At 37.7% G+C, this 12118-nt stretch carries 10 protein-coding genes and 2 other annotated features; of the genes, 8 read left to right on the forward strand and 2 right to left on the reverse strand.

The window, feature by feature from the left end; translation table 11 throughout:
• Positions 1-17: 17 nt before the first annotated feature.
• From fosM to metG, 3 genes are all read left to right on the forward strand, one after another.
• Positions 18-437: a FosM family fosfomycin resistance protein gene (fosM, locus tag ACVYAD_RS10300; RefSeq protein WP_476426257.1), complete on the forward strand. Its 420-nt coding sequence runs from the start codon at positions 18-20 to the stop codon at positions 435-437.
• Between the two features lie 62 nt (positions 438-499).
• Complete coding sequence (locus tag ACVYAD_RS10305) at positions 500-1147, forward strand: HAD hydrolase-like protein (protein ID WP_476426259.1); 648 nt, start codon at positions 500-502, stop codon at positions 1145-1147.
• 165 nt (positions 1148-1312) lie between these two features.
• Positions 1313-1579 (forward strand) — a binding site (T-box leader).
• A 132-nt stretch (positions 1580-1711) separates the two neighbouring features.
• On the forward strand, positions 1712-3346 hold the full coding sequence (gene metG, locus ACVYAD_RS10310; protein WP_476426260.1) for a methionine--tRNA ligase: 1635 nt from the start codon (positions 1712-1714) through the stop codon (positions 3344-3346).
• A gap of 277 nt (positions 3347-3623) precedes the next feature.
• On the opposite strand, the gene ACVYAD_RS10315 is transcribed toward metG, so the two are convergent.
• Positions 3624-5195, reverse strand: coding sequence for a 2-isopropylmalate synthase (locus ACVYAD_RS10315; RefSeq protein ID WP_349659373.1), 1572 nt, complete (start codon positions 5193-5195; stop codon positions 3624-3626).
• Positions 5196-5318: 123 nt separating this feature from the next.
• Positions 5319-5556, reverse strand: a binding site (T-box leader).
• A 279-nt stretch (positions 5557-5835) separates the two neighbouring features.
• On the opposite strand from ACVYAD_RS10315, the gene ACVYAD_RS10320 reads away from it, so the two are divergent.
• The gene (locus tag ACVYAD_RS10320) at positions 5836-6603 is read left to right on the forward strand and encodes an HAD-IIB family hydrolase (RefSeq protein WP_476426263.1); all 768 of its coding nucleotides are present in this window, start codon (positions 5836-5838) and stop codon (positions 6601-6603) included.
• Positions 6604-7412: 809 nt separating this feature from the next.
• On the opposite strand, the gene ACVYAD_RS10325 is transcribed toward ACVYAD_RS10320, so the two are convergent.
• On the reverse strand, positions 7413-9107 hold the full coding sequence (locus tag ACVYAD_RS10325; protein WP_476426265.1) for a methyl-accepting chemotaxis protein: 1695 nt from the start codon (positions 9105-9107) through the stop codon (positions 7413-7415).
• Between the two features lie 311 nt (positions 9108-9418).
• On the opposite strand from ACVYAD_RS10325, the gene ACVYAD_RS10330 reads away from it, so the two are divergent.
• The 4 genes from ACVYAD_RS10330 (at position 9419) to ACVYAD_RS10345 (ending at position 11992) form a co-directional block, all read left to right on the forward strand.
• Positions 9419-9913 carry a DUF1648 domain-containing protein gene (locus ACVYAD_RS10330; protein WP_476426267.1) on the forward strand — a complete coding sequence of 165 codons (495 nt, stop codon included), beginning with the start codon at positions 9419-9421 and terminating at the stop codon, positions 9911-9913.
• Between the two features lie 124 nt (positions 9914-10037).
• A complete protein-coding gene (locus ACVYAD_RS10335) occupies positions 10038-10694 on the forward strand; it encodes a YdeI/OmpD-associated family protein (protein ID WP_476426269.1) in 657 nt (218 codons plus the stop codon).
• A 486-nt stretch (positions 10695-11180) separates the two neighbouring features.
• Positions 11181-11618 (forward strand): DUF1801 domain-containing protein, encoded by a 438-nt coding sequence (locus tag ACVYAD_RS10340; protein ID WP_386828739.1) that lies wholly within the window; start codon positions 11181-11183, stop codon positions 11616-11618.
• Positions 11615-11992, forward strand: a complete 378-nt coding sequence (locus tag ACVYAD_RS10345) for a VOC family protein (RefSeq protein WP_197143839.1) — start codon at positions 11615-11617, stop codon at positions 11990-11992. The genes ACVYAD_RS10340 and ACVYAD_RS10345 overlap by 4 nt, the downstream gene beginning before the upstream one ends.
• Positions 11993-12118: the final 126 nt, after the last annotated feature.

The following is a 12118-nucleotide window of genomic DNA, read 5'->3' on the forward strand; positions in this document are numbered from 1 at the left end:
AGTTGGGGGACACACATATGACAATCCGAAACATAAATCATTTATTATTTTCAGTTTCAAATCTAGAGGAATCCATTGCATTCTACGAAAAGGTTTTTGACGCAAAATTATTAGTGAAGGGGAAAAGTACAGCCTATTTTGATGTAAATGGGCTGTGGCTTGCCCTGAATGTAGAAAAGGATATTCCTCGTAATGAAATACATCAATCCTATACACATTTAGCTTTTTCTATCCACGAGGAAGATTTTGACAAATTGTATGAAAAGTTAATCCAACTTAATGTCAATATCCTAGAAGGTAGACAAAGAGATGTGAGAGATAAAAAATCGATTTATTTCACAGATCCAGACGGTCATAAGTTCGAATTTCATACAGGGACTTTACAGGATCGCTTGGATTATTATAAAAAGGAAAAAATGCATATGGAGTTTTTTTGATGTCTAAAGGTTGCAACACTCTTTCTAATGAATACGTTGATAATAGTAGAAGGGGTGATTTTATGAAAAAAGCTATTATTTTTGATATGGACGGTACTTTATTTCAAACAAATCTTATATTAGAACCAGCACTATCGGCAACGTTCGATGTGCTACGTGCAAAGGGCTTGTGGCAGGGAGAAACGCCAATAGAGAAATACCGTGAAATTATGGGGGTTCCATTACCTGTTGTGTGGGAAACGTTATGTCCTATGCATACGCTAGCGACACGGAAAGAAAGCAATGCATTATTCCATGTTAAGCTTATTGAACAAATACGAAATCGTCAGGGCGCATTGTATCCACATGCAGAGCAAACACTGTCTGCTTTGGCGGATAACTACGATTTATTCATTGCTAGTAATGGACAAACTGAGTATTTACAGGCGATAGTAGAAACTTATCAATTACAACGTTTTATTAAAAGTACATATAGTATTCAGTCCATTTCGAGTGGTCATAAATCGGATTTAGTGAAAAAGGTAATTGAGGAAAATGCTATTGAACGCGGGGCAGTTGTTGGTGATCGTTCTTCTGATATTCAAGCTGCTCATGACAATCAGTTATTCTCTGTTGGTGTTCGTTTTGACTTTGCACAGGAAACAGAATTACAGAAAGCAGACATCGTCATCGATGATTTAAAAAACTTACTAGATTTGAAGTTAGGCTAAAATTTTATCGACTACATTTCCTGATTTATCGAGAAGATTGAATGATTTATCACCCAACTTTTTTGATTTATCGCCTAACTTTTTCGTTTTATCGAGAACTTTCAGATATTTATCGACATGCGTTGCAATTCAAGGGTAAAAAGAGTAAGATAGTGGAAATCTATAATAAAAGCATTGATAAGGAAAAGTAAATTGGATAAGCATTATATAGAGAGCCTCTGTTGGTGGAAATGAGGTAAATGTCCCCTTTTGAAAATGACCTTTGAGCTTCGTACCGAAAGCAAGTTTGCGAGTAGATTACGACGAGATGGGCACTCGTTACAACAGCGGCAGTATCTCTCATTGAAATTTGAAATGAGACGCACTGATGGAGGCAAATAGTGAGAGTTATTTGTAAATATAGGTGGTAACACGGGTATACTCGTCCTAATCAATTTTGATTAGGGCGTTTTTTTATACATTTTTTCAGGTGTCTTGGTTAAGTGAATACAGGTTTAGATGAATAAAAATGGTTGATCAACACACCTTACACTTTTTACATTTTTTCGAGGGGAGCAACTTAGGATGACAATTGTTATTGGAGGCGCGTGGCCATATGCAAACGGTTCTTTGCATTTAGGGCATGTTGCTGCATTATTACCGGGCGATATTTTGGCTAGATATTATCGACAAAAGGGCGAGAAGGTATTATATGTTTCAGGAAGTGACTGTAATGGCACCCCGATTTCTATTCGGGCTGCACAGGAAAATACGACAACGGAAGCAATTGCTAATCATTATCACGAAGAGTTTTCAAAATGCTTCAATGAATTAGGATTTACCTATGATTTGCATACGCGGACAGATGCGCAGCACCATCATGAATCTGTTCAAACAATTTTTTTACAGCTATTAGCGAACAATTTTTTATACAAAAAGAAAATTGAACAGGCTTATTGTGAAACGGACAAGCAGTTTTTACCTGACCGATTTGTCGAGGGGATTTGTCCAAACTGTGGTGCGATGGCACGTGGTGACCAATGTGATAATTGCTCAACCATTTTAGACCCGCTCGATTTAATCGATAAACGCTGCAAGATTTGTGGGAATGCGCCAATTATCAAGGAGACAGAGCATTTTTACTTTGCCTTTAGTCAGTTTCAGGGGAGGCTAGAGACTTATTTAGCGGAGGCAAAGGCAGAAAAACGCTGGCGAGACAATGCCTTAAGTCTAACAGAGCGTTACTTGGCAGAAGGGGTTCCGGATCGTGCTGTAACAAGGGATTTACCAAATGGAATAGATGTGCCAGTACCAGGTTTTGAAGGCAAAAAAATATATGTGTGGATTGAAGCAGTAGCAGGTTACTTAACAGCGAGTTTGGAATGGGCAAGGCAGCACCAAATAGCGATTGAAGATTTGTGGAATGAAGAAACGATTTCATATTATGTGCATGGTAAAGATAATATCCCGTTCCATACAATTATATGGCCAGCCATTCTAATGGGGATGGGAGTAAAGGCATTACCTACAAATATTGTATCAAACGAATATTTAACATTAGAAAAACGAAAATTATCGACGAGTCAAAACTGGGCGGTTTGGGTGCCTTATATTTTAAGTCGATACGATGCAGATTCTATTCGTTACTTTTTAACAATGAATGCGCCAGAAAATCGCGATACTGATTTCTCTTGGCGAGAATTTATTTATAGTCATAATGGTGAATTACTTGGCGCTTACGGTAATTTTGTTAATCGTACATTGAAGTTTTTAGAGAAATCGTTTGATCGTCAAGTGCCTCATGCAGAGGTAGATGACACTATTCGAAAACGAACAACTCAGCTGTTTAATGATGTTGGGAATCATATAGAAGCGGGTCATTTTAAGCAAGCATTAGAGGCTGTTTTTGAATATATTCGTGCGGCTAATCGCTATTTTGACGAGCAGCAGCCATGGCTACAGGTGAAAGAGAATGTGGAAGCTGGAAATCAAACATTAGCAACATGTGTTTATATCATTGCCAACCTTGGACAGCTATTACATCCATTTTTACCGTTTTCAGCTGAGAAGGTGAGAAAAATGTTAGGGATCAAAGAAGTGAAGTGGCATGAACAAGTAGACTTACCAACAAGCATTAGTGAAGTGACACCACTGTTTGAACGTCTTGATGTGGCACTAATTGAAGAGGAATATCAAAAGTTAGTTGAGGGCAGTCGATAGGAAAAGTAAAAGCAGTATGACTCCGAATAGTGCCATACTGCTTTTAACTTCTTTCAGATGAAAGTAGTTAAAGCCTCCGGCGGATGTCACGGCATCGGAAAAGAGTGCTTAGGGGAATCATCGCATCCATGCGATAACGGCTAACTGACCTGCATCGGTAAAAACGCCACGTCCTGTGGCAATACCGAAATGACCGACATCGTGTCGGCCCTCGTGCAGGCCTAAGCACAAAGCCGATTCCGGACGCAATTATGCCGAGGCATAATTGATCTATTATTTAGTTCATAACAGGCGTTAATTTAGCAACAACAATACTGTTGATGGCATTAATATAAGCTAGCGCACTCGCTTTTAAAATATCTGTATCTGCAGCTTTTGCGATATATTTTTCACCTTCATGCTCGATTGTTATTTTTACTTTACCAAGCGCTTCTTTACCACGAGAAACACTATTGATATTATACTCTACAAGTTTCACATCGATGTTTGTAATTTCTGCGATGGCTGAATATAGGGCATCAATCGGACCTGAGCCAACTGCACTTGCTTTAAATATTTCCCCGCCTTTACGTACTTTCACACTTGCTGAAGGGAAACTTACGTTGCTGACGACTTGTAAATCATCGAAATCAAAGAATTGATCACTATAGTGAGTGGCGTTAGCATTGTTTGCATCATGCTTTTCATAATAGCTTTCTACAATAACATATAAATCGTGATCGTAAACTTCTTTCTTTGCATCAGCCAGCTTTAAGAAGCCTTCGAAGATTCCTTCGAATTCATCCGCTGTAAGATTTGAAAAGCCAAGTTTTTCAAGAGCATTTTTCACCGCGTGACGTCCAGAGCGAGCTGTCAGGACTAGCTCCATATCGTCAAGACCTACATCTTCTGGATGGACAATCTCATAGGCATCACGAGATTTAAGAAGACCGTCTTGATGAATACCAGATGAATGGGCAAAAGCATTATCTCCAGTAATCGCTTTGTTTACTTGTACGTCTAAGCCCATAAAGCTTGAAACAAGACGAGACGTATTCATAATTTCTCTTGTGTTGATACGCGTCTCAGCATTGTATACCGAGCTACGTGTCTTCAATGCCATGACTACCTCTTCTAATGCAGCATTTCCTGCGCGTTCGCCAATTCCGTTAATTGTACATTCTACTTTATCTGCGCCGTTTTTAATCGCAGCAAGCGTATTAGCAGTTGCCATTCCAAGATCATTATGGCAATGAACACTTAACAGAACGCTATCGTCTAAGTTTTTCATACGATCATTTAGTTTATAAATCATCGCTCCAAATTCTTCTGGTTCTGCAAAGCCAACTGTGTCAGGTACATTTATCATTGTTGCACCAGCCTTCATTACGGCTTCAATGGTTTTCCAAAGATACTCGAAATCTGAACGAGAAGCGTCTTCTGTTGAATACTGGACTTGTGGTAGAAGAGTTTTCGCATATTTTACTGCATCTACGCCAATCTGTAGAATTTGATCCTTGGATTTACTAAATTTTTTCTCAACATGAATATCAGAAGTACCGAGTACCATATGAATCATCGGATTTTCTGCATATTTTACAGCATTATAAACAGCATCAATATCTGCCTGTACAGCACGTGCTAAAGCAGTAATCATAATGTCGCTTGTATTCCCAACTTTTTGTGCAACAGCTTTAACTGCATCAAAATCTCCTTGTGATGAAGCGGGGAACCCAGCTTCGATAATATCGACGCCTAATTTTTTGAGTTGCTGAGCAATCTCTACTTTTTCATATAAATTCAGTTTTGCACCTGGCACTTGCTCGCCATCACGTAAAGTCGTATCAAACACCCAAATTTTTCTTCCCATTTTCAAACACTCCTTTTGTAGTAGTAATATTAATATTGTCTCTGCTTTTAACCTTTAGCTCTGCTAGAGACGAAATCCACACCTAGGCCAATAAAAATAAAAAAACTCGCCTCTATATAAAAATATAGAGACGAGTTTATGCTCGCGGTACCACTCTAATTGACGTTCTCTTTACAGAAAAAGCCCCCTTATCGACAGCTATCACTGTCTATCCCGTTAACGGAGGAAACCGACGTCCCTTACTTAAAGTTCAGGGAGTGGCTCATGGACGAGTTCAAAATGTGTGCCTATCGGTTTGCACCAACCACCGACTCTCTACAAGTACACTTTCATTTCTACTATTTCCAATCTTGGCCTACAATAATGTGTTGTTGAAAGCAATCATACTGCGATATTTTTGATTTGTCAATAATATTCTAAAAATTATTTCTTTTCTGTCTTGTTTGAGGTCATTCATTTATTATGAAATCAAACATTTGAAAATGATAAAAAAATTCTCTTATTTGGTTCATCGGATGCCCCCAGTCGGAATGGAAATCGACCCTACGTTATGATAATAATCACTATTATTTCTACAATAAATGTAAATATTTATGAGATAATAAATGGGTAATTAACAGTTTAGAAAGAGGGCGTGACAATGAAATTTGTATTTGATTTAGACAGTACGATTTGCTTTAAGGGACAACCATTAAGTGAGGGTGTTACTAATGCTTTAGAAGCTTGCATCGAAAACGGGCATGAAATCATTTTTGCATCAGCTCGTCCGATTCGTGATTTACTACCAGTATTACCTGAAACAATGCGAAAATTTTCAATGGTAGGGGGAAATGGTGCATTTGTTGCACGGAACGGTGAAATTATTGAGGTAACAGCATTTGAAGCAAAAATTGTAGAAGAGATTCAAAACATTATTTCAGCATTTGGATTGCCGTATTTAATAGACGGTGATTGGGATTATGCATATACAGGTAGTGAGACACATCCAATTTATCAAAATTTAGATCCATTAAAACTTGCGAAAAATGTTTCGTTGCAAGAGTTGAAGGATATAGTGAAAGCTGTATTATTCCCTGGAGAGCAACGTAATGAAATAGTAGGCGAACTAAAAAAACTACCAATCTCGTTGTATGAACATACATCTGAAAATATTGTAGATATGAGCCCGAGCGGCATAGATAAATGGAATGGTTTAACGAAGTTAGGTATCGCTGAAGGTGAATTTATCGCATTTGGTAATGATACGAATGATGCGTCCATGTTTGCAAAGGCAAAAGAAAGCGTTTGTGTAGGTGAACATAAAGTACGTGAGCTTGCGTCCTTACAAGTACCAAGTGAGGAAACGGCAATTATTAAGATGTTAAGTGTGTTAAATGAAAAGTACAAGGAAGAGGCTGTAATTGATTAGATTCCCGTGCTGCTCGTACTGGTAATTATTAGAAAATCGAAGAATCCTGTACACATAAATGAATGTCATCGATAGATACCATCTAGGGATAATCAGAGCCCATTCTCATATAGGAAGATGTTAAAAAGGAGAAGACGATATGGCGGATTCTAACACAATTTTGTTCCTATGGCAGCTCTCATTTTTCATTTTTGGAGTCACATTAATAGTAGGTATTTTTAAAAAGTCTTGGGTTTTTATGCTGATAAGTACAATTACATTTTTGCCTATAGCATTTTATTTTTTATTAGGAGCAAAAAATTCTTTTAAATATATTGGACTAACACCATTTGTTCTTTTCATTTTAACTTTATTATTTTGGTTTTTAAAAAGAAAAGGATAAATATATTTGTTTTATGAGCTGACTTTGCACTCGTAGAATCAATGATTTTCTACGTTTTACCAGGTAGATGCTTTGAAAACAGCTCATACGTTTAACTATAGTCGTTGTGCTTCGAGGCATAATATTGTTAAAATGCATGCAATGTATTAAGTTGATTGGAGTGGAGGCTGGGCGACTCCTTGGGGATCAGCGATATAGAGGAACGAAGGCTAAAAGCATCACGTCCTGTGATAACGCCTTCGTAACTAACATCGTGTTGGCCCGAGACCCTGCAGCGAAGCGAAGCGGCTCATCGGACGCCCCCAGGAAGCTTTGCTCTGTGCGAAAGCGTAGTGCTAACGTAGCGGCAGCAACAAAGCGCCTAGTCGGAACGGAAATCAACCCCACGTTATGATAATTAGCTATTATAGAAACTTTACCAAATTCCTTACTCCACTTTAAAACGCGAAACCTGTGTTTGTAATTCCTCGGCCATGTTTGATAGTGTGGCAGCGGAAGCGGCCACTTCTTCAATAGTCGCAAGCTGTTCCTCGGAAGCAGACGCTACATTTTGTAGATTGGAAGAAGACGTCTGTGCGATTGTTGCAATTTCATCAAAGGATGCGTAAATTTGCTCAGCGTTTGATGACATTTCCTCTGAAACTGTCGTTGCTTCTTGAATTTGTTTGGATACATGCTCGGTCAGTTCAACGATTTTTGAGAAGCCTTCCTCCGCTACTTTTACAACTTGCATACCTACTTGAACCTCTTGTGTACCGGTATCCATAACAGCTACGGCGTGGTGTGTATTCTGTTGGATTTCTGAAATCAAAGTTGAAATTTTTTCAGCAGATCGTTTGGATTGCTCCGCTAATTTTTTTACTTCATTCGCAACTACTGCAAATCCTCGACCATGATCTCCTGCACGTGCAGCCTCAATTGCAGCATTCAATGCTAGTAAATTTGTTTGCTCTGCAATATCTGTAATGAGGCTAATAATATTTCCGATTTCAACAGAATGGTTTTCTAAATCTTTCACAACGCTAGCAGATTCTAAAACCGCTGAATTGATTGTGTCCATCTGTGTAATAACACGGTGTAGTGATTCATTTCCTTTATTCGCTTCCGTATTTGTCTCTATAGCAAGCTCTGAAACAGCAGCTGTAGTCACAGCCAATTGTTGAATGCCTTTTGTCATAGTTTTCATAGCTACCGAGCTTTCAGTAGCGTTTTTCCCTTGAGCTTCGGAGCCGCTTGCTACTTCTTGTATAGAGGAAGTGATTTGTTCTGTCGCTTGAATAGTTTGTTCAGCACTTGCGGTTAGCTCAGCAGCAGAACCACTTACTTGTACAGTGTTATGACGTACATTTGTAATAAGATCCTTTAAGTTTGCCGCCATTTGATTAAAGGCAAGTGCTAAATCGCCTACTTCATCACGATTTTTAATTTGAATTTGCTCAGCTGTCAAATCGCCCCCAGCAATCTTTTTCGCAGTCTTTGCCATTCCCCTGATTGGGCGGGAAATAAGGCTTCCCATGATCATAGCAATTATCAGACTTATGACAACAGCAAAGATACCAAGAATAATCATTTGGAATTTAATATCTTGAATTTCTTTTGATGTAGCAGCGATTTTTTCTTTTATATATTCATCTTGGTAGTTAGCAAGGTTAGCTACACGTTCATCGAATTGTTTAATAATTAGTCGGCCTTGTGTGCTATCAAGCTTTACATATTGTTCTGTTTCTCCATCTGCCTTTAATGAAAACATTCGATCTGCGAACTGTTGGACATCTTGCTCGCTTTTATTGATTGCCTCTAATAATTCAATTGATTTTTGAGAATCGAATGATGCCATTAATTCATCATATTTCTTTTTAAATTCTTCACGGGACGCCGTATTACTTTGAAAATTTTGCTTGTCTCCAAGTAATAGATAGCCTCTCATATTTACAATTTCTTGTTTAGCAATTGCGCGAAGCTCTTGTATACTAATAGATTTTGTTGTTTGTTCTTCAAGTAACACGCGATATGTTTTGTTTACGGAATTAAGCTGTTTAAAATTTAATCCGATAGTGCCAATTAATACTAAAATAACAATAAAAAAACCGAGTGTTAGCTTCTTATAGATAGTAAATCGCATAGTTGTCGTTTCCTTTCTCAGTAATTTAGTAGAAATGTTACAAAAAAATGAAATATGTATATACCATTTATATCAGATTATATTAATTTTACAAAGTATTATGAGAATTTCTACTATATTGAATAGGAAGAGTAAGGACGTAAGTTGTAGATAAAATGATAAAAAAGGTAGAATAAAGTGCCGTTTCACTGCTAGTGAAAGCGGATAGTTATGTGCATATTGCAAACAATTAAGACAATTTGCGCAAATTTGAAACTAAATGAACTGTAGTAACGTAGAAATGGTAAAGGAATAAGCAAGGATGTGGGAAGATGTATAGGCCTGTTTTGAAATTGCCAAAAACAACATATGAAAAGATTTGGGACTATATCGGTGGTGGATTATTTGTACTGTCTATCCTTTATATTTTTGTCATGTGGGGCAAACTACCTGAGGAGATTCCAGGACATTTTAACGGAGCAGGAGAAGTTGATCGCTGGGGTTCCAAAATAGAATTATTTATCCTTCCGTTTATTGGACTATTTCTATGGATTTTTCTAGGGTTCCTTGAAAAGGTTCCACATACGCATAATTACCCAGCACGCTTAAATGAAAGTAATGTTGAGGCTTTTTATTTAAATAGCCGAAAAGGATTGAATGAAACAAAAAACCTCTGTCTCATTTTATTTGCAGCTATATCATTCCAAATGATACGTATTGCACTTGGGGAGACAGAGAATATTGGTTGGTGGTTCTTGCCGATTGTGCTAATTGTAATAATCATTCCGATTGTTAAAGCAATAGTTGCGGCTACAAAAATTAAGTAACTTATCTCAATTTAAACGCTCGAGAAAATTTGAGCGTTTTTTTTGTACGAATTTTTCATTAAATCAGCTATACTATCAAAACTAAGAGAAAATTGTATGGATCATTAAAAGAGGTGTCAAAACTATGCAAAAGAAATTTAAAGTTAAAGATGGATTGTCCATTGCTATTCATAATCAGCCGCAGGATATGTTACTAGAGGGGATACCCCAATTAGGGAATACACCTCATGATCGAATCATTACCTTTGTATTTACTATTGATGAAATGGTAACGTATTTACAAAATGAAATAAAGTTAAACACTCTCGTGGAACAAGGCTATTTATTTTTTGTGTATCCGAAAAAAGGGAATAAGAAGTATGAACAATTTATTCATCGCGATGAAATCTTCCCGGCTATTCAAGTAGACGATGAAAAATACATTGTTGGCAGTGATTATAAATTTGCGAGTCTTATGTCTTTAGATGAGACATTTTCAATATTAAGCATAAAAAGAGATGGCAAAAGCCGTGGTAAGAAGAAGACAGCGAGTAGTCAATGCGTAAGCGACTATGAAGGTATGATTCCTCAATTGCGTGATTCACTTGCGGAAAATAAGGGTGATTTAACATTTTATGATGGATTAACACCGGGCTATCAAAAAGATTGGGCCCGATATATTTATAGTGCGAAAAAGGAAGAGACGCAGGTAGCGCGCTTGGAGGAGATGCGTGAAATTATTAGACTAGGCTACAAAACAAAGGAATTATACCGAAAAGCAAAGGCGGAAGGTAAAGCATAAAAAACAAAGAGACTTTATTGTTTCCTTTTAGTGATGCTATATTCATTGTAATTGGCAATCCTATGATTAGCCTAGTATCCATTACACAATAGAGCGATTAAAAACGGAAATCAGATTGGCTCATCATAAAAAAATAGGGATGATATTTAGTATGAAATTTAAGTTGATTGGAGTGTAGACTAGGCGACTCCTTGGGGATCAGCGATATAGAGGAACGAAGGCTAAAGCTTCACGTCCTGTGATAACGCCTTCGTGACCAACATCCTGCTACTATCACTACGTTAGCACTACGCTTTCGCGCAAAAAACATCTGTTGCCCCAAGCGGCTCAGCGGGCGCCCCCAGGAAGCTTTGCTCTGTGCGAAAGCGAAGCGACAGTAACAACAAAGCGCCTAGTCGGAACGGAAATCAATTCTACGTTATGGAAAGAGTCTTTTATAAAGATATACACCTAGCAATAATACTATATTGAAAAGGGGGACAGAGTATGAAAAACACTTATATTGAGCAAGTAGATGAAAAATGGCAGGAGGGTTTTGCCAAACTTGTAGATGTGGTAGAAAGCAATTTACCAGAGGGTTTTGAAGAAAATATGAATTATGACATGATAAGCTATGTTGTCCCGTTATCTACTTATCCGAAGGGCTACCATTGTACACCGAATACTCCTTTACCCTTTATAAGTCTTGCTGCACAAAAACGTCATATTGCGGTTTATCATATGGGCATTTATGCAGATCAAGCGTTACTCTCGTGGTTCCAAGAGGAATACGCGAAACGAGTTCCAACAAAGCTTAATATGGGGAAAAGCTGTATTCGTTTTACAAACACTAAAAATATTCCGTACGAATTAATTGGAGAGCTCGTTTCGAAAATGACACCAGCACAATGGATTACAAAATATGAAGGGGAGTTAAATAAATGAAAAGTGCCACTACGTTTCTAATGTTTCAAGGACAAGCCAATGAAGCTATCCAGCAATATCAACAATGGTTTTCGGAGTTACAAGTAGAAAGCTTAACTTATATGGAAGACTCACAACAGGTTGCAATGGCTGTTCTTCATTTAAAGGGTTTGAAAATAATGGTGAATGATAGTGTGATACAACATAACTTTACATTTACACCGTCAACTTCTATCTTTGTGGAATGTGAGTCTATAGATGAAATCGACAGTCTGGTTGCTCAAATTTTAGAGGGTGGACAGGCGTTAATGCCGCTTGATAATTATGGGTTTTCAAAGAAATTTGCCTGGATTCAGGATCGTTTCGGTGTATCTTGGCAACTAACATATAATTAAATTTAGGAATAAATGAATATGCCTCATCGTCAAAGTTAGGGATGACTTTTTTAAAAACGTATACTATGTGTATAAGTTGATCTTCGTTAGAACTGGGCGACTCCTTGGGAACCAGCAATCGAGGAA

The sequence above is a fragment of the Lysinibacillus sp. G1-3 genome (genome assembly GCF_056322905.1).